The organism is Pseudomonas sp. GW456-12-1-14-TSB6, assembly GCF_059424205.1.
In genome coordinates this window covers 304,119-324,772 of the sequence record NZ_JBWKZE010000001.1, presented here as the reverse complement: position 1 = coordinate 324,772, position 20,654 = coordinate 304,119, and the positions used below count along the sequence as shown (strand labels likewise).

17 protein-coding genes and 1 tRNA gene are annotated in these 20,654 nt (G+C 62.6%); 11 read left to right on the top strand and 7 right to left on the bottom strand.

The window, feature by feature from the left end; all coding sequences use genetic code 11:
* The first annotated feature begins 68 nt into the window (after positions 1 to 68).
* Positions 69 to 2,009, top strand: a complete 1,941-nt coding sequence (locus AC07Y2_RS01470) for a hybrid sensor histidine kinase/response regulator (protein ID WP_074690614.1) — start codon at positions 69 to 71, stop codon at positions 2,007 to 2,009.
* 54 nt (positions 2,010 to 2,063) lie between these two features.
* Positions 2,064 to 2,600 (top strand): hypothetical protein, encoded by a 537-nt coding sequence (locus AC07Y2_RS01465; RefSeq protein ID WP_039768355.1) that lies wholly within the window; start codon positions 2,064 to 2,066, stop codon positions 2,598 to 2,600.
* Between the two features lie 11 nt (positions 2,601 to 2,611).
* Here AC07Y2_RS01465 and AC07Y2_RS01460 read toward each other — a convergent pair whose 3' ends face one another.
* The 4 genes from AC07Y2_RS01460 to AC07Y2_RS01445 form a co-directional block, all read right to left on the bottom strand.
* Positions 2,612 to 3,988, bottom strand: a complete 1,377-nt coding sequence (locus tag AC07Y2_RS01460; RefSeq protein WP_052266547.1) for a cation:proton antiporter — start codon at positions 3,986 to 3,988, stop codon at positions 2,612 to 2,614.
* Positions 3,989 to 4,036: 48 nt separating this feature from the next.
* Positions 4,037 to 4,648: a Yip1 family protein gene (locus AC07Y2_RS01455; RefSeq protein ID WP_011334107.1), complete on the bottom strand. Its 612-nt coding sequence runs from the start codon at positions 4,646 to 4,648 to the stop codon at positions 4,037 to 4,039.
* Positions 4,649 to 4,738: 90 nt separating this feature from the next.
* Entirely contained in the window at positions 4,739 to 5,596 is an 858-nt protein-coding gene (locus tag AC07Y2_RS01450; protein WP_039768357.1) for a glucose 1-dehydrogenase, read from the bottom strand.
* A gap of 95 nt (positions 5,597 to 5,691) precedes the next feature.
* Positions 5,692 to 6,840, bottom strand: a complete 1,149-nt coding sequence (locus AC07Y2_RS01445) for a MalY/PatB family protein (RefSeq protein ID WP_103385294.1) — start codon at positions 6,838 to 6,840, stop codon at positions 5,692 to 5,694.
* Between the two features lie 233 nt (positions 6,841 to 7,073).
* Here AC07Y2_RS01445 and fdnG point away from each other — a divergent pair, with 233 nt between their 5' ends.
* Genes fdnG through fdhE form a run of 4 tightly spaced genes read left to right on the top strand, consistent with a single transcriptional unit; the run spans position 7,074 to position 12,669 of the window.
* Positions 7,074 to 10,139 (top strand): formate dehydrogenase-N subunit alpha, encoded by a 3,066-nt coding sequence (gene fdnG / locus AC07Y2_RS01440; RefSeq protein WP_146040470.1) that lies wholly within the window; start codon positions 7,074 to 7,076, stop codon positions 10,137 to 10,139.
* Between the two features lie 14 nt (positions 10,140 to 10,153).
* A complete protein-coding gene (gene fdxH / locus AC07Y2_RS01435; RefSeq protein WP_103385292.1) occupies positions 10,154 to 11,089 on the top strand; it encodes a formate dehydrogenase subunit beta in 936 nt (311 codons plus the stop codon).
* Positions 11,086 to 11,739, top strand: a complete 654-nt coding sequence (locus AC07Y2_RS01430; RefSeq protein ID WP_085654089.1) for a formate dehydrogenase subunit gamma — start codon at positions 11,086 to 11,088, stop codon at positions 11,737 to 11,739. The genes fdxH and AC07Y2_RS01430 overlap by 4 nt, the downstream gene beginning before the upstream one ends.
* A 3-nt stretch (positions 11,740 to 11,742) precedes the next feature.
* The gene (gene fdhE, locus AC07Y2_RS01425) at positions 11,743 to 12,669 is read left to right on the top strand and encodes a formate dehydrogenase accessory protein FdhE (protein WP_103385291.1); all 927 of its coding nucleotides are present in this window, start codon (positions 11,743 to 11,745) and stop codon (positions 12,667 to 12,669) included.
* A gap of 3 nt (positions 12,670 to 12,672) precedes the next feature.
* Here the strand turns inward: fdhE and AC07Y2_RS01420 are convergent, their stop codons facing one another.
* Together AC07Y2_RS01420 and AC07Y2_RS01415 are read right to left on the bottom strand one after the other, a co-directional pair.
* On the bottom strand, positions 12,673 to 14,004 hold the full coding sequence (locus AC07Y2_RS01420) for an ATP-binding protein (protein WP_103385290.1): 1,332 nt from the start codon (positions 14,002 to 14,004) through the stop codon (positions 12,673 to 12,675).
* On the bottom strand, positions 14,001 to 14,726 hold the full coding sequence (locus AC07Y2_RS01415) for a response regulator (RefSeq protein ID WP_074690605.1): 726 nt from the start codon (positions 14,724 to 14,726) through the stop codon (positions 14,001 to 14,003). The genes AC07Y2_RS01420 and AC07Y2_RS01415 overlap by 4 nt, the downstream gene beginning before the upstream one ends.
* 149 nt (positions 14,727 to 14,875) lie before the next feature.
* Here AC07Y2_RS01415 and AC07Y2_RS01410 point away from each other — a divergent pair, with 149 nt between their 5' ends.
* The 5 genes from AC07Y2_RS01410 (at position 14,876) to AC07Y2_RS01390 (ending at position 19,352) form a co-directional block, all read left to right on the top strand.
* Positions 14,876 to 15,187 carry a hypothetical protein gene (locus tag AC07Y2_RS01410; protein WP_074690604.1) on the top strand — a complete coding sequence of 104 codons (312 nt, stop codon included), beginning with the start codon at positions 14,876 to 14,878 and terminating at the stop codon, positions 15,185 to 15,187.
* Positions 15,188 to 15,204: 17 nt separating this feature from the next.
* The gene (locus AC07Y2_RS01405; protein ID WP_103385289.1) at positions 15,205 to 15,885 is read left to right on the top strand and encodes a DUF3313 domain-containing protein; all 681 of its coding nucleotides are present in this window, start codon (positions 15,205 to 15,207) and stop codon (positions 15,883 to 15,885) included.
* A gap of 51 nt (positions 15,886 to 15,936) precedes the next feature.
* A complete protein-coding gene (gene selA, locus AC07Y2_RS01400) occupies positions 15,937 to 17,343 on the top strand; it encodes an L-seryl-tRNA(Sec) selenium transferase (RefSeq protein ID WP_103385288.1) in 1,407 nt (468 codons plus the stop codon).
* Positions 17,340 to 19,250 carry a selenocysteine-specific translation elongation factor gene (selB, locus tag AC07Y2_RS01395; RefSeq protein ID WP_103385287.1) on the top strand — a complete coding sequence of 637 codons (1,911 nt, stop codon included), beginning with the start codon at positions 17,340 to 17,342 and terminating at the stop codon, positions 19,248 to 19,250. Before selA ends, selB begins: the two co-directional genes overlap by 4 nt.
* Before the next feature lie 6 nt (positions 19,251 to 19,256).
* Positions 19,257 to 19,352: transfer RNA gene (locus tag AC07Y2_RS01390), tRNA-Sec, on the top strand.
* A 9-nt stretch (positions 19,353 to 19,361) separates the two neighbouring features.
* On the opposite strand, the gene AC07Y2_RS01385 is transcribed toward AC07Y2_RS01390, so the two are convergent.
* Entirely contained in the window at positions 19,362 to 20,645 is a 1,284-nt protein-coding gene (locus tag AC07Y2_RS01385; RefSeq protein WP_256586950.1) for an OprD family porin, read from the bottom strand.
* Between the last annotated feature and the right edge of the window lie 9 nt (positions 20,646 to 20,654).

Below are 20,654 nucleotides of genomic sequence, written 5' to 3'. Positions count from 1 at the left end.
TGCGCCTTTCCATTCCGCTGGTTTGCCGCATACTCGGGTTATTGAAGATCTGTTTCGAGCCAAGCCTGATGAGCGATAACAAGAAGTCCGCTGCAATCGAAGACATGCGTTTTCGTTTGCTGATCGATGCGGTGGTCGATTACGCGATCTACATGATCGACCCCGAAGGCATCATCACCAGCTGGAACTCCGGCGCCAAACGCTTCAAGGGTTACGAAGAAGCCGAGATCCTTGGCGAGCACTTTTCAAGGTTCTACACCGACGAAGATCGCGCCAACGGTATGCCGCAGCGGGCGCTGGACACGGCGATCCGCGAAGGCCGGTTCGAGGGTGAGGGCTGGCGGGTACGCAAGGATGGCACGCATTTCTGGTGCCACGTGGTGATCGATCCAATTTTCAGCCCGAGCGGGCAACTGCTCGGGTTTGCCAAGATCACCCGCGACCTGACCGACCGCAAGATGGCCGAAGAAACCCTCAAGCAGAGCGAACAGCAGTTTCGCCTGCTGGTTCAGGGCGTCAGCGACTACGCGATCTACATGCTCAGCCCGGACGGCCGCGTGTCCAACTGGAACCCTGGTGCGCAGCGGATCAAGGGCTACAGGCCGGAAGAGGTCATCGGCCAGCACTTTTCGATGTTCTACACCCCTGAAGATCGTGAGATCGGCGAACCCCAGCGCGCTCTGGAAACCGCTGCGCGCGAGGGCCGTTTCGAGAACAAGAGCTGGCGTCTGCGCAAGGACGGTACGCGATTCCTGGCGCATGTGGTGGTCGATGCGATTCGCGGTGAAACCGGCACCTTGCTGGGTTTCGCCAAGATCACCAGGGACGTGACCGAAGCCACCGAGGCGCAACAGGCACTGGAGAAAACCCGTGAAGCGCTGTTCCAGGCGCAGAAAATGCAGGCCATCGGTCAGTTGAGCGGAGGTATCGCCCACGACTTCAACAACTTGCTGACGGTGATCCTCGGCAACCTGGAAATCGTGCGCAAACGTATGGGCGACGACCCGAAAGTCAGCCGCCTGCTGGAAAACGCCACGCAGGGAGCATTGCGCGGCGTATCGCTGACCCAACGCATGCTGGCCTTTGCCCGGCGGCAGGAGCTCAAGACCGAACCGATCGATATCCCGAAACTGGTGCAGGGCATCACCGGGTTGTTGCGCAGCTCACTCGGGCCCGGGATCCGCATCGAAACGCAGTTTCCCGAAGACCTGCAAGCGGTGCTGGCCGACAGCAATCAGCTCGAACTGGCGGTGCTCAACCTCGCCACCAACGCCCGCGACGCCATGCCCGAGGGCGGCAGCGTCACCATCAGCGCGGAACCTGAAGTGGTCATCGAACAAAACGATTCGACGCTCGCGGCCGGGCGTTATGTCTGTCTGCGGGTGACCGATACCGGGGAAGGCATGGACGCTGATACGCTGGCGTCGGCAACCGATCCGTTTTTCACCACCAAGGGTTTGGGCAAGGGCACCGGCCTGGGATTGTCGATGGTCCATGGCTTCATCGAACAACTGGGCGGCCGGTTCATTCTGAAAAGTATCAAGGGGCAGGGCACCACTGCTGAGCTCTGGTTACCGGTCGCCATCGACGGAGTCGCGACCCAATCGTCCGGCACGATGGTGTCCACCGTTACAGTGCCGCGCCTCAGCGTGCTGGTGGTGGATGATGACAGTCTGGTGCGTACCAGCACCGTCCTGCTGCTGGAAGACCTTGGCCATCGGGTGATCAGCGCCGCCTCTGGTACCCACGCGCTCGAGCTGTTTGACCAGGGAGAGGTCATCGACCTGATGATCACCGACATGGCCATGCCGCATATGAGCGGCGCGCAACTGGCTCATGCCGTGCGTTTGCTCAAGCCGGATCTGCCGATCATTCTCGCCACCGGCTTTGCCGAACGCCTCGAAGGCTTCGCAGCGGGGTTGCCACGGCTGTCGAAACCGTTCAATCAGATGAATCTTGTAACGATTATTGCCCAGACGATGAAACGAACCGGGACTGAATCCGGCTGAACTTGTCCGCGACGGGGCGGCTCCAAACGCTTTGCCTTTCGGAGCGTTCGTACCGTGCCTCGCATACTGACCCAACCGACCGCCGAAGAAATCCAGACCGAACACAACGCGAAGATGTTCGGTTCGCCCAAGGAGCGACTGGATTTCTACCGTCGGGAAATCCAGTACGAAACCAGCATCCTGGCCAACCGCACCGACGCCTACCTGGCGGCGCAATCGTTTCTGGTGATTGCCTTCGCGTCCTGCATGGCCAACCTCAACCCGGAATGGGGCAAGCTGTTCACCCTGGTGGTGCCGCCGTTTCTGGCGTTACTCGGACTGCTCAGTTCGCTCAACGCCTGGCCGGGGATTCGCGCCGCCTACGACATCATTGATCATTGGCACTTCAAGCAGAGTGAACTGCTGCGCAGCGAACCGCTGATGGGCCTGGCTTATGACGAATCGCCGTTATTCAGCGAAATGGAGTCGAGCCACAAGGGGTATCGCAAGTCATTGTTGTTTTCCATTCGTACGCCGTGGATTTTCGCCACATTCTGGATGTTGCTCGGCAGCTATGCCTTCTATATTCAGGTGACCAATCCGGGAGGATAAATGACACCCCGCTATCGAGCCCGGTCATCATGGCCGGGCTTTTTTCGCCCGTTTCTGTTCTTGCGCCGCTCATAGCTGGCGAGGATCGGCTGGGTGCTGACGCCGTGCAGCAGAATGCTCAGCGCCACCACCGACAGGGTCAGGTCGGTACACAGCGTGGCCACGCTGTCGCCCAACCCATGGTTCAGCGCATAGAAGAGATAGTACAGACTGCCGATGCCGCGAATGCCGAACCAGCCGATCAATAACCGTTGGCGCCTGGCCAACAGCGATCCCCACGGCATCAACGCTACGCAGGCCGGGCGAATGACACAGAACAATACCCCGCCGACCAGCAGCGCCCGCCAATCCCAGTGACTGACCAGCACTACCCCCAGAAGCGTGACCAGAAACACCTCCATCGCCCGTTCCACCAAACCGCCGAACGCGAGCATGTCGCCCATCATGATCCCGGCCGCCACCTGACTGTCTTCCAGCCGCTCGGTATCGCCGTGCACCGCCTGCTGCGGCTCGACGTTCTGATGACCGACAATCGGTTGCACCATATGCTCGGCGGGTGGTTGGTGGGCGCCGGTGGATTTGACTTCCTCCTGTCGCAAGCCGAGGCCGGCGGCGAATACCGACAGAAAGCCGTAGCCACCAATGGATTCAGCCACGACGTACGCCAGCGCAATCAACGCCAGGGCCAGATAGTCGTTCGGGCTCAGGGTGCTGTCATCGTTGCGGATACGCAGCGAGAGGGTCAGTCGACCAATGCCACGGCCCATCCAGTAGCCGCAAAGCAACCCGGCCGGAACCGCCCACAAAAGGCTGCGCAGTACCCAGTCGGGCCACTCGGCGGCAAACCCTTCACCGTGCAGCAGCAACAGCCCGAGGATCACGAAGGGAAATGCAACGCCGTCGTTGAGCCCGGCCTCGCCGGACAGGCCGAAACGCACGCTGTCGACGTCCCGCGCATCGTTAACCTGCACCAGCGCCGCGAGCACCGGGTCGGTCGGAGCCAGAATCGCGCCGATCAACAGCGAAGGGCCCCAATTCAGGTTCAGGCCAAAATGCAGCAACAGGCAGACGCCAATGATCGTCAGCACCATCACCGGACCTGCCAGACCGAATGCAATCCGCCAGCGTTTGTCGCGCAATGGCAAACGTAACTTCAAACCGCAGACGAACAGGGAAAACAGCACCGCGACTTCGGTCAGGTGCTCCATCCACAAAGAGGCTTCGTCCAGCGGCAGTTTCAGCAGATCGAGCCCGGACGGCCCGATGCCAACCCCCAGCAGCAAACAGACAGCGGAAGTCGTCACCGGCATCCAGCGAAGATAGGACGACGTCAGCGCCAGGGTCAGCAGCACGGCACCGAGCACCGCCACCCAGATGATGAAGCTCATGACGCGCGGCCCGTAAGGTCAGTTCGATGCCGCCCCGACATAACCGGCCTAACCCGCAGTCGTGCGCAGGTATTCCGGCGTCAGCACGTTGAACCACAGCAGGATCATCGACACCAACAACGTCACCAGCACCAGCAGCGCGACACCCCAGACACTGGCCGAATACAGCAAACCCTGTTCCTTGCGCTCGTGCATGAAAGTCGGCAGGCCGACGAACAGCAGAAACGTCGAATAGATGGACGCTGCGCCGAGCACCAGCACCGCCAGCCAGCGGCTGGGATACAGGCCGGCGAGACCGGCGATGAAAAACGGGGTTACGGTGTATGCCGCGAAACCGATGCACTGGTTGAGCGTCGGCCGGGCATCGAAGGTGCGCGACATCCAGCGAATGAATCCGCCGATGATCGCCACGCCGACCACGATGGTGACGTAGAGCAGGACACTCAGCTGCAAGGCGCTGGCACTGCTGAGCCTCACGGTTTCACCCACTGCCAGGCTCCAGCCGACATACGTGGTGCCAATGAACAGGCACACCGCCGGGACGAGGGCCAGCAACAGCAGGTGAGCAAGGTAATGACGCGGATGTGCCTCTTCTTCGCGGCGGATGTCGGTCCAGGCAAAATTCGGCTGGGTGAAGAGTTTGATAATAGGCGCAGACATGACGACCTCCTGATCTCTTGCAACCCGAACGGGCCATGAAGGTATGGAGAGGTCGCCGTGTCCAGCGGTTCACTTTTTCTGGCAAGCGGCTCAGAGCATCGGTTTGCCGCCGGTCACGCCATAGCGCTGGCCGGTGATGTAGCTGGCTTCATCAGACGCCAGCAGTACGTAGATCGGCGCGACCTCCACTGGCTGGCCGGGACGCCCGAGTGGGGTTTGCTCGCCAAAATGCTGCACTTCCTCATCGGGCATGGTCGAGACGATCAGCGGCGTCCAGATCGGCCCCGGTGCCACGCAATTCACGCGGATTTCCCTCGGGCCGAGCATTTGCGCCAGACCACCGGTGAAGTTGGCGATGGCGCCTTTGGTGGTGGCGTAGGCGAGCAGGGTTGGCTTGGGCATGTCCGAGTTGATCGAACTGGTGTTGATGATGGAGGAGCCAGGTCCCATGTGTTTGATGGCTGCCTGGCACAGACGGAAGATAGCGGTGATGTTGACGTCGAAGGTCATCACCCATTCGTCGTCGGGAATCTCCTCGAAGGTTTCGTGGGTCATCTGGAAAGCCGCGTTGTTGACCAGCACGTCGATACGGCCGAAGCGCTCGACGGTTTGATCCACCAACGCCTGGCATTGGGCTTTCTGGGCAATGTCACCAGGCAGCAACAGGCACTGGCGGCCGGCCTGTTCGACCCAGCGCGCGGTTTCCTTGGCGTCTTCGTGTTCATTTAAATAGGCGACTGCTACATCGGCACCTTCGCGGGCAAAGGCGATCGCCACCGCCCGACCGATGCCACTGTCGGCACCGGTGATCAAGGCAATCTTGCCGGCCAGCCGACCGGAGCCGGTGTAGCTCTGTTCGCCGCAATCAGGATACGGCTCCATTTTGCGCTGCGAACCGGGAACCGGTTGCGCCTGTTTCGGGAACGGGGGTTTTGGATAGTCGGTCATCGTCAATCTCCGGGTCTCATGGCAAGTAGGCCGGTTGACCCGGCCCGTTTGCGCTGAGTTCGATCGGATTGACGCTTGGGTTTGCCCTGACGTGATTACCGGGACTTGAGGGCTCGCTCCATCCGGGCAATGCCTTCTTCCAGCATCGAACGCGGGCAACCGAAGTTCAGGCGCACGAATTGCTGGCTGTGGTCGCCAAAGTCCAGACCCGGGCTGAGGCCGACACGAGCGTGGTCCAGGAAGAACTTCTGCGGGTCGTCCAGATCCAGCGCCGAGCAATCGAGCCAGGCCAGATACGTGCCTTGCGGCACATTGAGGGTCACGCCGGGCAAGCGGCTGCGCACCGCGTCCACCAGCCAGTCACGGTTGGCTTGTAGGTACTGCTTCAGCGCCTCAAGCCACGGACCGGCTTCGCTGTAGGCCACGCGGGTGGCTTCCATGCCCAGCGGGTTGACGCTGTCGACCATGCCGCAGCGGGCGTGGTTGACGCGCTCGCGCAGGGCCGCGTCCTGGATGATCATGAACGAAGTCTTGAGGCCGGCGATGTTGTAGGCCTTGCTCGCCGACATCAGGGTGATGGTGCGGCGGGCGATTTCCGGGCTCAGGGACGCGGTCGGAATGTGCACGCGACCGTCGTAGCACAACTCGGCGTGGATCTCGTCGGAGATGATCCAGGCGTCCTGCGCCACGCAGATGTCTGCTACGGCTTGCAGTTCTTCACGGCCGAAGACCTTGCCGATCGGGTTGTGCGGGTTGCTCAGGAGCAGGGCGCCGCCACCGGTCAGGGATTCACGCAGTGCGTCCAGCGGGGTGGCGTAGCTGCCGTCGGCCTGGGCGTCGAATTCCAGTTCGACCTTGTTCAGGCCCCAATGACCCGGTGCATGGCGCAGCGGCGGATAATTCGGGGTTTGCACCACGACGTTCTGCTGCGGTTGCACCAGTGCCTTGAGCGCCATATTGAACCCGGATTCCACACCCGGCAGGAAAATCAGTTCCTGGGGTTTGACCCGCCAGGCGAACTTGTTCCAGAGGTCGGCGACGATGGCCTGGCGCAGATTGTCCTGGGCCACGCTGTAGCCCACCAATGGGTGCAGCAGGCGTTGGTGCAGCGCCTCAATGACCACCGGCGGGGCGGCGAAATCCATGTCAGCGACCCACATTGGCAACACGTCGGCCGGGTAGCGGCTCCACTTGGTGCTGCCGGTGTCGTGGCGGTCGAATACCTGATCAAAATCGAAAGTCATGCGCGGTCTCTGAAGCGGAGATGGGTCGTGCCCGCCATGATAAGCCCATGCCCTTGAAGGAGCACACAAAACCTGTGGGAGGTGATGCTCCGACAAACGGCCGACGGTCGGTTTTCACACAGGCGGCAGAGGCTTTGTCTACAGTGAAAAAGTCGGCACTCGTGTGCCGCAACCGTGATTGTCCAGAACAAACCCGGCACCAGTACCGGGTTCCACCTGATCAGGAGTGCACGATGGATCTCAGCCGTCGTCAGTTCTTCAAGGTCGCCGGTATCGGCCTTGCAGGCTCTAGCCTGGGCGCGTTGGGCATGGCCCCGACGCAGGCCTTCGCCGAGCAGGTGCGCCACTTCAAGCTTGCCCACACCCATGAAACCCGCAATACCTGCCCGTACTGCTCGGTCGGTTGCGGCTTGATCATGTACAGCCAGGGCGATGCGGCGAAGAACGTTGCGCAAAACATCATCCATATCGAGGGCGACGCCGACCACCCGGTCAACCGCGGCACCCTGTGCCCGAAAGGCGCGGGTCTTTTGGACTTCATTCACAGCCCCGGCCGCTTGCAGTACCCGCAGGTGCGCAAGCCCGGCAGCAGCGAATGGACCCGGATCACCTGGGACGAAGCCCTCGACCGCGTCGCCGACCTGATGAAGGCCGACCGCGATGCCAATTTCGTCGAGCAGAACGCCCAGGGCCAGACAGTCAATCGCTGGCTGACTACAGGATTCCTCGCGGCGTCGGCAGCGTCCAACGAAGCGGGTTACATCACCCACAAGGTGGTTCGCAGTCTCGGCATGCTGGGGTTCGATAACCAGGCGCGTGTCTGACACGGCCCGACGGTGGCAAGTCTTGCCCCGACGTACGGCCGTGGAGCCATGACCAACACCTGGACCGATATCGCCAATGCGAATCTGATCCTGGTGATGGGCGGCAACGCAGCAGAAGCCCACCCTTGCGGCTTCAAATGGGTGACCGAAGCCAAGGCGCACAATGCCGCGCGGCTGATCGTGGTCGATCCGAGGTTTACCCGGACCGCGTCCGTGGCCGATTACTACGCGCCGATTCGCACCGGCAGCGACATCGCGTTCATGGGCGGGCTGATCAATTACCTGCTGACCGAGGACAAGATCCAGCACGAATACGTGCGCAACTACACCGACGTATCGTTCATCGTCAGAGCTGGATTCGGCTTCGAGGACGGGCTCTTCACCGGTTACGACGCGGCCAAACGCAGCTACACCGACAAATCCACCTGGGGTTACGAGCTGGGGGATGACGGCTTCGTCAAAGTCGACCCGACCCTGCAGGACCCGCGCTGCGTCTATCAACTGATGAAGCAGCATTACAGCCGCTACAACATCGACCTGGCGAGCCAGATCTGCGGCATGCCGGTCGATGCGATGAAAAAGATCTGGGAGGAAATCGCCACTTGCTCGGCACCGGGCAAGACCATGACCATTCTCTATGCGCTGGGCTGGACCCAGCACTCGATCGGCTCGCAGATCATCCGCAGCGCAGCGATGGTGCAACTGTTGCTGGGCAACGTCGGCATGCCGGGCGGCGGGGTCAACGCCTTGCGCGGGCACTCGAACATTCAGGGCCTGACCGACCTTGGTCTGCTGTCCAACGCGCTGCCGGGTTACCTGACCTTGCCGACCGACGCCGAGCAGGATTACGCGGCCTACATCCATAAACGCACCCAGGTTCCATTGCGGCCGGGGCAATTGTCCTACTGGCAGAACTACAGCAAGTTCCACGTCAGCCTGATGAAAGCCTGGTATGGCGCCAATGCCACCGCCGAGAACCAGTGGGCCTACCACTACTTGCCGAAACTCGACATCCCCAACTACGACATCCTCAAGGTGTTCGATCTGATGGGGCAGGGCAAGGTCAACGGCTACATGTGCCAGGGCTTCAACCCGATTGCCGCGTTGCCGGACAAGAACCGGGTGATGGCGGCGCTGGCCAAACTGAAATGGCTGGTGGTGATGGACCCGCTGGCCACCGAAACCTCGCAGTTCTGGGAACATGTCGGGCCATTCAACGATGTGAAGAGCGCCGACATCCAGACCGAAGTCATACGCCTGCCAACGACGTGTTTTGCCGAAGAGGACGGCTCGCTGGTCAACAGCAGTCGCTGGCTGCAATGGCACTGGAAAGGTGCCGACGGCCCGGGCGAGGCGCGCACCGACGTGCAGATCATGAGCGCGCTGTTCCTGCGCCTGCGAGAGCGTTATCAGGCCGAGGGCGGCAAATTCGCCGATCCGCTGTTGAAGCTGTCGTGGCCGTACAAGATCGCCGAAGAACCCTCGCCGGAAGAGATCGCCAAAGAGATCAACGGCTACGCCACCACCGATTTCACCGACGCCACCGGCGCGGCGATCAAGGGCAATTCGCAACTGCCCGGGTTCGCCCAGCTCAAGGATGACGGCAGCACTGCGTCCGGCTGCTGGATTTTCTGCGGCAGCTGGACCGAAGCCGGCAACCAGATGGCCCGCCGCGACAACAACGACCCATACGGCATGCATCAGCATCAAGGCTGGGCATGGGCCTGGCCGGCCAACCGGCGGATTCTGTACAACCGGGCCTCGGCAGATGTCGCAGGCAAACCGTGGGATCCGAAAAAACGCCTGGTCTGGTGGAACGGCAAAGCCTGGAGCGGCACCGATGTTCCGGACTACAAGGCCGACGTGCCGCCGGAAGCCGGGATGAACCCGTTCATCATGAACCCCGAAGGCGTGGCGCGGTTCTTCGCCGTCGACAAGATGAACGAAGGGCCATTCCCCGAGCACTACGAGCCGTTCGAAACGCCGATCGGCATCAACCCGCTGCACCCGGAAAACAAGAAAGCCACCAGCAACCCGGCGGCGCGGATCTTCGATTCGGTGTGGGACAGCCTCGGCGTGGCCAAGGATTACCCGTACGCCGCCACCAGCTACCGGCTGACCGAGCATTTCCACTTCTGGAGCAAGCACTGCAAGTTGAACGCGATTGCTCAACCCGAGCAGTTCGTGGAAATCGGCGAAGTGCTGGCCAAAGAGAAGGGCATCGCCGCTGGCGATCGGGTTCGCGTGAGCAGCAAGCGCGGGTTCATTGAAGCGGTGGCGGTGGTGACCAAAAGGATCCGGCCGTTGCAGGTCAACAACCAGGTGGTGCACCAGATCGGCATTCCGCTGCACTGGGGTTTCACCGGCCTGACGCGCCACGGTTACCTGACCAACACCCTGGTGCCGTTTCTCGGCGATGGCAATACACAGACCCCGGAATCCAAGTCATTCCTGGTCAACGTGGAGAAGCTCTGATGGAGAATCTTTAGATGGCCAGCCAAGACATCATTGCCCGCTCGGCCACCACCACGCCGGCGCCTTCGATACGCGGCCAGGAACAGGTGGCCAAGCTGATCGACACCACCAAGTGCATCGGCTGCAAGGCCTGCCAGGTCGCATGCTCGGAATGGAACGAGCTGCGCGACGAGGTGGGCCACAACCACGGCACCTACGACAATCCGCAGGACTTGAGCGCCGATTCATGGACGCTGATGCGCTTCACCGAGCACGAAACCGACGTCGGCAACCTCGAATGGCTGATCCGCAAGGACGGCTGCATGCACTGCGCCGAACCCGGTTGCCTGGCGGCGTGCCCCAGCCCTGGCGCGATCATCAAGCACGCCAACGGCATCGTCGATTTCGATCAGGACCACTGCATCGGCTGCGGTTATTGCATCACCGGTTGCCCGTTCAACATCCCGCGCATTTCGCAGAAGGACCATAAGGCCTACAAATGCACGCTCTGTTCGGACCGGGTGGCGGTGGGTCTGGAACCGGCCTGCGTAAAAACCTGCCCGACCGGAGCCATCGTGTTCGGCACCAAGGACGACATGAAAACCCATGCCGCCGAACGCATCGTCGACCTGAAAAGCCGTGGCTTCGACAACGCCGGCCTGTATGACCCGCAAGGCGTCGGCGGCACCCACGTCATGTACGTGCTGCACCACGCCGACACCCCGAAAATCTACGCCGGCCTGCCGGACAACCCCGAGATCAGTCCGCTGGTGGGCTTGTGGAAAGGCATCAGCAAACCGCTGGGTCTGCTGGCGATGGGCGCGGCGGTGCTGGCCGGGTTCTTCCATTACGTGCGGATCGGCCCGAACCGGGTCGAGGAAGATGAACATCCAGATCCGCCCGACACCTCGGTGCACGTCGTCGATCCGGCGGTGCACACCTTCGACCCACGCGGGGAGGGCCGGCCATGAGCAACAAGACGATCCTGCGCTACACCGCCAACCAACGCACCAATCACTGGCTGGTGGCGATCCTGTTCTTCATGGCCGGGCTGTCGGGGCTGGCGCTGTTTCATCCGTCGATGTTCTGGCTGACCCACCTGTTCGGCGGCGGGCCGTGGACACGGATCCTGCACCCGTTCATGGGCGTGCTGATGTTCGTGTTCTTCCTGGGTCTGGTGTTTCGCTTCTGGCGCTCGAACTTCTTCATCGACAACGACTGGAAATGGCTGCGGCGCATTGACCGGGTGCTGGTCAACGATGAAGAAACCGTGCCGGCGGTGGGCAAATACAACGCCGGGCAAAAGCTGCTGTTCTGGACTTTACTGCTGTGCATGCTCGGATTGCTGTTCACGGGGCTGGTGATCTGGCGCGCGTATTTCAGTCATTACTTCGGCATCACCACCATCCGCTGGGCGATGTTGCTGCACGCACTGGCGGGGTTTGTGCTGATCCTGAGCATCATCGTTCACATCTATGCCGGGATCTGGATCAAGGGCTCGGTGGACGCAATGATGCACGGCTGGGTCAGCCGCGCCTGGGCCAGGAAACACCATGCACTCTGGTATCGCGAGGTGGAGAGCAAAGATCCGCCGGAGCGACCGGTCACGAAAAAGGGCTGACAGTTGCCAACCATCCTTGAACCCGGAGAAATCGAAGCAGCGGCCAGTTCGCCGCCGTTTCTGCACCTGCCGCCGCACAACCTGTTCACGCTGCGGGCCCAGCGTCTGGAGCGTTTGGCCGAAGCGCATCCGCTGGCCGATTACCTGCGCTTGATTGCCGGTTTGTGCCGGGTCCAGCAGCAAATCCTCGATGATCCGCCCTCGACCGCGCCGCTTGATGAACAGCGGCTGGAAGTCTGCCGGCAACACGGCATGCCACCGTTTGCTGCCGAAACCTTGATTCGCGAGGACACCTGGCAGCTGTATTTCGAGGCCTTGCTCCAGCGTTATGTCGCCCCTGAGCAACCGGCGGTGGGCGAGGCCGTGACCACGCTGCGCATCGCCAGTCCCGGCCAGTTACGCGCGTGGGCCGTGGCGCTGGTCAGCGGCCAGTATTCGCTGGTGCCGGCGGCGCTGGTGCCGTTTCTCGGGGCGGCGCTGCAAGCGGCGTGGAGTCACTGGCTGCTCAGTGCGCCGAACCTGCAACTGACACCCGGCGACAGCCTCAGCCAGTGCCCGGCCTGCGGTTCGCCGGCCATGGCCGGGGTGATCCGCCATCGCGGCAAGCACAATGGCCTGCGTTATCTGGTGTGTTCGCTGTGCGCCTGCGAATGGCATGTGGTGCGGGTCAAGTGCGTGTATTGCGAGCAGAGCAAAGGGCTTGAATACCTGAGCCTCGAGGATGACCGTCACGCCGCCAATCAGGCGCCGTTGCGCGCCGAAGTCTGTCCGGGCTGCAACAGCTACCTGAAGTTGCTGTATCTGGAAAACGACGGGGAGGGCGAGGCGCTGTCGGCAGATCTGGGCAGTCTGCTGCTCGACATGCGCCTGGCTCAGGACGGCTATCAGCGCCTGGCGCCTAATCTGTTGCTGGCGCCCGGCGACGAATAAGCCTCAGCGATGGGGCAATTCAACCCGGGCGCGCAAGCCGCCACTGCGACGGTTGCGCAGACTCAGCTCGCCGCCCTGTTCACGAATGATTCCCCGTGCCGCCGAGAGACCGAGCCCTACGCCACCGGTGTCACGGTTGCGCGAAGTATCGAGACGGAAGAACGGATCGAACACCCGCTCCAGCGCGTCCTCGGGAATTCCCGGCCCCTCGTCAATGACCTCGATGCGAATCGACGTGTCATTGCTGCTCAGCACCACGCTCGGACGCTGTGCGTATTTCACCGCGTTATCCAGCAGATTGACGATGACCCGCTTGATGCCCAGCGGCCGGCCGTCGTACACCACATGCGCCGGGCCGGTGAAACCGATGTCGAGGTGCTGATCGCGGTAGTCATCGACGATGGTTTGCAGCAACTCCGACAGATCGAACGCGGTGGATTGCTCCAGGTGGGTGTCTTCCCGGAAGAACGCCAGAGCGGCGTTGATCATCGATTGCATTTCCTCGATGTCACGGATCAGCTTGCCCTGATGGTCGAGGTCTTCCATGAACTCGCTGCGCAGGCGCATTCGGGTCAGCGGGGCGCGCAAGTCGTGGGAGATGGCGGCGAGCATGTGGGTGCGTTCGCCGATGAAATGCTGGATCTGCGCCTGCATCGTGTTGAAGGCGACGATGGCCTGACGGATCTCGTGCGGGCCTTCGAGGTGGATCGGCGGCGCTTTCAGGTCCCCGCCGAAACGCCGCGCCGCATGGGCAAAGCGCTGTAACGGCTGGGCCAGTTGCCGTGTAGCGAGCCAGGCGACCAGCAGCGTGGCAACCAATCCCAAAGCCACGATCACGGCAATCCGCACGTTCAAACTCAAGCCCCAACTGCGCTCCGGCGGCGTGAACGACAGCCAGCTGTCATCGGCCAGCCGCACCAGCGCCATGTAATGCGCGCGAGGGCTGCCGGCGGGCCAGTCGTCGGGGTTGAACACGTCGATCTGTCGGTCATCGCCGAGCAACTGCCGCAGCGCCGGAACTTTTCCGGCCTCGACCTGTTCGCCGTCCCCCGGCAGACCGAAGTCGGCTCGACGGGGTTTCCACACCACTTCAAGAATCGGGCTGCTGGCGGCACTGGCCAGTCGCGGGCGCAGAGCCGCCGGCGCTGCCTCGATCACGCGCGTGGTGGCGGCAATCTGTTCCAGCAGCCCGGTGCGCTCGATCGGCGGCCGAGCCCAGATCCCCGCGACCTGAACGAACAGCGCATTGAGCAGCAGCGACGCGAGCATGGCCGCGACGATTGTCAGGGCAATCCGCCGGCTGAGGGTGTCGCGCCGCAGCATCCGGCCGATCATGAGCGGCTGACCTTGGCAGTGAACATGTAGCCGCCGTTACGAACCGTGCGGATCAGGTCCGGACGTTTGCTGTCCGGTTCGATCTTGCGTCGCAGCCGACTGATCTGCACGTCGATGCTGCGGTCATAGGCGTCGTGGCCCTGACCGTGGGTCAGGTCGATCAGTTGTTCGCGGGTCAGGATGCGTTGCGGATGTTCGAGCAATACCAGCAGCAGGTCGAATTCGCCGGCGGACATCGGAATCATCACGCCCTCCGGCGAGCGCAGTTCACGGCAGGTGATGTCCAGATGCCAACCGGCGAAGGCCATGACCGGCCGTGAAGGCTCGGCGCCGGACGGCGTGCTCTCACCGACCCGCCGTTGCAGGGCGCGCACCCGGGCCAGCAGTTCCTGCGGGGCGAAGGGTTTGGTCAGGTAGTCGTCGGCGCCCAGTTCAAGGCCGACAATGCGGTCGCTCAGCTCGGCCATGGCCGTGAGCATGATGATCGGGATGCCCATCTGCGCCCGGACCTTCTGGCACAGGCTCAGGCCACCCTCGCCGGGCAGCATCAGGTCGAGGATGATCGTGTCCGGTCGCGCCTGCGCAATGGCCGCCCACATGGCCTCGCCATGGGCGGCGACATCGACCTGATAACCGTGCTGAACGAAGAATTTCTTCAGCAAGGACAGAATTTCCCCGTCGTCATCGACGATCAGCAATCTGCTCACGTTTGCGCAATCCATGAACCCAAAAGAAGCGCATCTAAAACCATTTCGATGCGCCGGTCATATATTTCAATCCTGCAACATTCCTTCAGCGCGGACATCAGCCGGACATCGTCGGGCAAACATCCGCAGGCACTCTGCACGCCTTCCAACCAAGGGGGCTCAACATGAAGGACATGAACAGCGGCTACATCACCCGGGACCATGGCGCCGTGCGCCCGTTGATCCTGACCCAGCGCACCACCGCACCGGGCCCGGACACGCCGATCCTGTTCCAGGAGACGTGCCTGGGGCTGGCCAACGATCAGAGTCAGTTGATCCTGCGCCGCTATTTCGAACGGTTCAGCCCGACCGAGGCCCATTGGGTCGAATACCTCCACTCGATTCCCACCGCCGAATTCATCCAATGGATCATGACCCACGGCCAGTTGCGCATCGAGTGCTCCGACAACACCCCGCACAGCCACGTCCACGCTTGAACAAGGAAACACCATCGATGACTAGCCATCGCTCACTGGCCGTGTTGTTTGCCGCCACCCTCAGCCTGTCGGCGTGCAGCAGCAAGAAGCTTGCGACCGAGCCGCAGGCCGGGTTTCTACGGGATTACAGCGTGCTCAAGGAAGGGCAGACCGCTTCGGGGCAGAAGATTCTGAGCTGGGTCAGCCCGACACTGATGAGGGGGCGTTACACCCAGGTTTACCTGGCGCCGAGCCAGTTCTATCCACGGTTCGAGCCTTCTCAGCGCATTCCCCAAAGCACCTTGTCGGGCGTGACCCACTACTACGACGCAGCCCTCAGGCTGGAACTGGGCAAGGTGCTGCCGCTGGCGTCGAAGCCCGGCCCGGACACGCTGATCGTCAAACCGGCCATCACCCAGGTCTCCGCCAGCACTCAGGGCCTGCGCTTTTATGAATGGCTGCCGGTGACGCTGGTCGCGGCCGGGGTGAGCAGCGCCACCGGCATTCGTGACCGCGACAGTGAAATCGCCACGGAAGTGTCCTTCGAGGACGGTTCGACCGGGGAAGTCGTGGCCGAGGTGGTGCGCAAGGGCAAGGGCGTGCCGCTGGAGAACGACAAACAGGTCATGACGCCCGATAACGTGAAAGCCGTGCTCGATGGCTGGGCGACGGACTTGAGTCAAACCTATGTGCCGGTTCAGCGGGCCGCGCTGCGCTAGAAGCAGGGTGGTCTAACATCATCAGGCGTATTTCGATTTCGGGAGTGCCTGATGTCCGTAAGTGTTGCCCTGCGGTTACCGTCGATTGACAGCCTGTTGCGCCACCCGGCGTGCCAGCCATTGGCCGAGCGTTACGGGCGTGAGGCCTTGTTGACGGGGTTTCGCCAATTACTGGATGACTTGCGCGAAGCGGTGGTGGCGGGGCAACTGACCGCCGTTGAAATCAGCCCTGAAGCGCTGGCCGGAAGGGTCGCCGAACGTCTGGCATTGAAGCAGCGCAGCCAGGTGCGCCGGGTGTTCAACCTGACCGGGACCGTGCTGCACACCAACCTCGGCCGGGCCTTGTTGCCCGAAGAAGCCATTGAAGCGGTGCAACTGGCGGCGCGCTATCCCTTGAATCTGGAGTTCGATCTGGCCAGTGGCAAGCGCGGTGACCGCGACGATCTGATCGAAGGCCTGATCCGCGAACTGACCGGCGCCGAAGCCGTGACCGTGGTCAACAACAATGCCGCCGCTGTGCTGCTGACGCTCAACAGCCTCGGCGCGCGCAAGGAAGGCATCATTTCCCGGGGCGAGCTGATCGAGATCGGCGGCGCGTTCCGCATCCCCGACATCATGAGCCGCGCCGGCGTGCGCCTGCACGAGGTCGGCACCACCAACCGCACCCATGCCCGCGACTACGAAGCGGCGATAGGCCCACGTAGCGGCCTGATCATGCGCGTGCACGCGAGCAACTACAGCATCGAAGGCTTCACCGCCCGGGTGCCGACCTCCGAACTGGCGGCGTTGGCCCATCGACATGACTTGCCGCTGCTCGAAGACCTCGGCAGCGGCAGTCTGCTGGACCTGACCCGCTGGGGCTTGCCGGCGGAACCGACGGTGCGTCAGGCGCTGCTCGATGGCGCTGACATCGTCACTTTCAGCGGCGATAAACTGCTTGGCGGGCCCCAGGCGGGGTTGATTGTCGGGCGCAAGGACTTGATCGCGAAGATCAAGAAGAACCCGCTGAAACGCGCATTGCGGGTCGACAAACTGACGCTGGCGGCACTGGAAGCGGTGCTCGGACTCTATCGCGACCCGGATCGTCTGGCCGAACGCTTGCCGAGCCTGCGCCTGCTGACCCGGCCGCAAGCTGACATTCTGGCCCAGGCCGAACGCCTGCAACCGGCCTTGTCTCAAGTGTTGGGCGAAGAGTGGAACGTCACGGCAGAGCCCGCGTTGGGCATGATCGGAAGTGGCAGCCAACCGGTGGCGCGCCTGCCAAGCGCAGCGCTGTGCCTGCGCCCACAGGTATCGAAACGCCTGCGCGGACGTTGCCTGCTGAATCTGGAAGCCGCGCTGCGTGCCCTGCCGATCCCGGTGCTCGGGCGCATCGATGACGACGCGTTGTGGCTGGATCTGCGGCAACTCGACGATGAACCGGCGTGGCAGGCACAACTCGGGCAGTTGCAAACGTGATCGTCGGCACGGCAGGGCACATCGACCACGGCAAGACGTCACTGCTCGAAGCGCTGACCGGGCAAACCGGCGACCGCCGCCCGCAGGAGCGCGAGCGCGGGATGACCATCGACCTCGGTTATCTGTACGCCGAACTGGCACCCGGCGCCGGGCTGACCGGTTTCATCGACGTGCCGGGCCACGAGAAATTCACCCACAACATGCTGGCCGGCGCGCAGGGCATCGATCTGGTGTTGCTGGTGGTGGCGGCGGATGACGGGGTGATGCCGCAGACCCGCGAGCATCTGGCGATTGTCGAGCTGCTGGGCATTCCACGGGCGCTGGTGGCGATCACCAAGTGTGATCGGGTCGAGGCGGGCAGGGTGGAAGAGGTTCACCGACAAGTCGAAAGCCTGCTGGCGACCGGACCCTATGCCGAAGCACCGTTGCTGACGGTTTCCAGCGTGACGGGCGAGGGCGTCGACGCGCTGCGCGAGGCGTTGCTGGAGATAGACGCAGAGGAGCGCAGTCGCGAAGGCGGTTTTCGCCTGGCCATCGACCGGGCGTTCAGTGTCGCCGGCGCCGGTATTGTGGTGACGGGGACGGCGCTTTCGGGCTTGGTCGCCGTGGGTGACAAACTCAGCCTCGGCCCGGCGGGCAAAACCGTGCGGGTCAGAGGTCTGCACGCGCAGAATCAGACTGCCGAACAAGCCTTCGCCGGCCAGCGCGTGGCCCTGAACATCAGCGCGGATCGCCTGGAACTCGGGCAGATCCATCGCGGCCAATGGTTGCTCGCCGAATGGCTGCACGCGCCGACCCAGCGGCTGGATATCGAATTCCGGTTGTTGCCGGGCGAGCGGGTTTTCGAGCATTTCCAGCCGGTGCACCTGCATCTCGGCACGCAGGACGTGATCGCCCGGGTCGCCTTGCTGGAGGGTTCGAGCCTGGCGCCCGGCGAGCGCATGTTTGCGCAAGTGCTGACGAACGTCCCGGTGCACGGCGTCCACGGTGATCCGCTGATCCTGCGTGATGCCAGCGCCCAGCGAACCCTTGGCGGCGGGCGCGTCCTTGATCCTTTCGCCCCGGCCCGCCAGCGGCGCAGCCCGGAACGGCTGGCACAACTGCGGGCACTGGCGATCAGCTCCGAGCTGGAACAGGCCTTGCCGACGTTACTGGAATACAGCGCAAGCGGCCTCGACCCGCAACGCCTGGAGCGACAGTTCAACCGTCCGCGTGACGGCTGGACGCTGCCGGACAATGTCCGCCTGATCGAAACCCGTCAGGGCCCGGTGCTGTTCAATGCGCAGCGCTGGGGCATGCTCAAGTTCAGGCTGCTGGAGCAACTGGCGCGCTTTCATGAGCTGGAGCCCGATCAGATGGGCCCGGACCGCGACCGTCTGCGGCGTTTCAGCGGTTTGAGCCTCGAACGCGCGACCTTCATCAGCCTGCTGGAAGAACTGCTCGGCGCCGGCTCGCTGGTCGCCAGCGGCCCGTGGCTGCATTTGCCCGACCATCAGGTGCGCCTGAGCGCCGACGACGAAGCCCTGTGGCAGGCGTTGCAGCCGTTGTTCGAACAGGCTGGTTTCGATCCGCCGTGGGTACGTGACGTGGCGAAAGTCGTCGGTCTGGAAGACGCGATCGTGCGTTTGCTGCTGCGCAAACTGGCGCGCCTTGGCGTGATGCATCAAGTGGTGCGCGACCTGTTTGTCACCGACATCACGCTGCGGCAAATGGTGGCGGTGCTGCTGCGCCTGGCCGAAGAAAATCCGCAGATCGAAGTCACGGCCTTCCGCGATGCGCTAGGCTTGGGACGCAAGCGCAGTATTCAGATCCTTGAATACTTCGATCGGCTGGGCCTGACCCGGCGCGTCGGCGAAGGCCGGCAAATCCGCACCGACAGTGCGCTGGCCAACCCCGGCGCCGACTGAGTTCAAGGAAGGCAATCGCGCCCGGTGGCGCGGCCGGGCTTCAAACCCGGTTGGGGACGGCATCCGTTCCCGGGCAGGTTCGACTCCGGCTGCCTTCCGCCATTTCTCCCCTCAAAACCCCAGTGGGTACTGGATCACCACGTAGATCCGGTCAATGTCGTCGCCCGCCTGAGCGCTGTTGGCCCGGTGCGAAACGTGGGACAGCTGCACCGACAGATCCTTGGCCGCGCCGGATTGGACGATGTAACGCAGATCGATGTCGCGTTCCCAGTGTTTGCCGCCGTCCCCTTGCTGAGGCTGATATTCACCGGAATCCGCGTCGAACGGGTTATAGGCGCCGCCCTTGGGCGCGTGAGTGCCGTCGATGTGGCTGCCGGCGACGTAGCGGGTCATGAAGTTCAGCCCGGGAATGCCGAAGGCGCCAAGATCCAGGTCGTAGCGCGCTTGCCAGGAGCGCTCGTGGGCGCCGTTGAAGTCGGCGTATTTGATCGAGTTGGCCAGGTAGATCGAGTCGCCGCCGACGAAATCGAACGGCGTGTCGCCATTGATGCGTTGCCAGCCGAGCATCACCGCGTGGGCGCCGAAGGTGTATTTGCCCGATAGGCTGAACGCCGTGTTGTCGATGTCGCCGGCTAATGCCTGCCCGGTGTCGCGGGTGTGGTAGACGTTGGCGTCAAGCAACAGACCGGACTGTTTGAAATGCAGGTTGGCGTAGTACTGGCGCCAGGTGTCGCTCAGATCGGACGCATACAGCGCGCCGCCCACCGGGCTGTCGCTGAACAGCTCGGTGCCGACAAAACTGATGCTTTCGCCTTGGGTGCTGGCGCCATAGCCCTGGAAGTCGCCTTTGCCGGAAGAGCTGTCCTGATTCTTGAACGCCGTGAAGCGCCCGGCCACAACGCGTGCGTTTTCGATTTCGTGGCTATCGAGCAGCAACCCCGTGGCGTATTCCGGTTGCAGGCGTTTGTCCGAGGTGTCGAACACCGGCGTTTCCACGGTCATTTCACCGAAGGCGAGGGTGGTTTTCGAAGTCTTCAACTTCAGCGCACCACCGGCGCTGGAATATTCGCTTTCGCTGCGGCCATCACTGTCCACCGGTAATAATCCCGTGCCGGAGTGCCCCTTGCCGCCATCGAGTTTCAGCCCATAAAAGGCGTGGGCATCGAGACCAACCCCGACGGTTCCTTCAGTGAAACCGGATGCGAAAGTGCCGATAAACCCTTGAGCCCATTCCTGTTTGTAGTTTTTTCCAGCGGGCGAGGGCGAGCGGTAATCGTTGCTCAGAAAGAAGTTGCGGCTGAGCACCTCGGTCTTGGCGTCGTCGAGAAAACCGCTGGCAAATGCCGAGTCGGCCATTGCGCAATACAACAGTGCCAGGGCGAAACGCGGTTGCATGAAACCTTT

What these genes read in the sequence shown, in the direction of transcription:
- AC07Y2_RS01405 (WP_103385289.1), top strand. Translation starts at nt 15,205, where the DNA reads ATGACTAGCCATCGCTCACTGGCCGTGTTGTTTGCCGCCACCCTCAGC.
- AC07Y2_RS01385 (WP_256586950.1), bottom strand. Translation starts at nt 20,645, where the DNA reads ATGCAACCGCGTTTCGCCCTGGCACTGTTGTATTGCGCAATGGCCGAC.
- AC07Y2_RS01445 (WP_103385294.1), bottom strand. Translation starts at nt 6,840, where the DNA reads ATGACTTTCGATTTTGATCAGGTATTCGACCGCCACGACACCGGCAGC.
- AC07Y2_RS01455 (WP_011334107.1), bottom strand. Translation starts at nt 4,648, where the DNA reads ATGTCTGCGCCTATTATCAAACTCTTCACCCAGCCGAATTTTGCCTGG.
- fdxH (WP_103385292.1), top strand. Translation starts at nt 10,154, where the DNA reads ATGGCCAGCCAAGACATCATTGCCCGCTCGGCCACCACCACGCCGGCG.
- AC07Y2_RS01410 (WP_074690604.1), top strand. Translation starts at nt 14,876, where the DNA reads ATGAAGGACATGAACAGCGGCTACATCACCCGGGACCATGGCGCCGTG.
- AC07Y2_RS01415 (WP_074690605.1), bottom strand. Translation starts at nt 14,726, where the DNA reads ATGGATTGCGCAAACGTGAGCAGATTGCTGATCGTCGATGACGACGGG.
- AC07Y2_RS01420 (WP_103385290.1), bottom strand. Translation starts at nt 14,004, where the DNA reads ATGATCGGCCGGATGCTGCGGCGCGACACCCTCAGCCGGCGGATTGCC.
- selA (WP_103385288.1), top strand. Translation starts at nt 15,937, where the DNA reads ATGTCCGTAAGTGTTGCCCTGCGGTTACCGTCGATTGACAGCCTGTTG.
- AC07Y2_RS01460 (WP_052266547.1), bottom strand. Translation starts at nt 3,988, where the DNA reads ATGAGCTTCATCATCTGGGTGGCGGTGCTCGGTGCCGTGCTGCTGACC.
- AC07Y2_RS01470 (WP_074690614.1), top strand. Translation starts at nt 69, where the DNA reads ATGAGCGATAACAAGAAGTCCGCTGCAATCGAAGACATGCGTTTTCGT.
- AC07Y2_RS01430 (WP_085654089.1), top strand. Translation starts at nt 11,086, where the DNA reads ATGAGCAACAAGACGATCCTGCGCTACACCGCCAACCAACGCACCAAT.
- AC07Y2_RS01450 (WP_039768357.1), bottom strand. Translation starts at nt 5,596, where the DNA reads ATGACCGACTATCCAAAACCCCCGTTCCCGAAACAGGCGCAACCGGTT.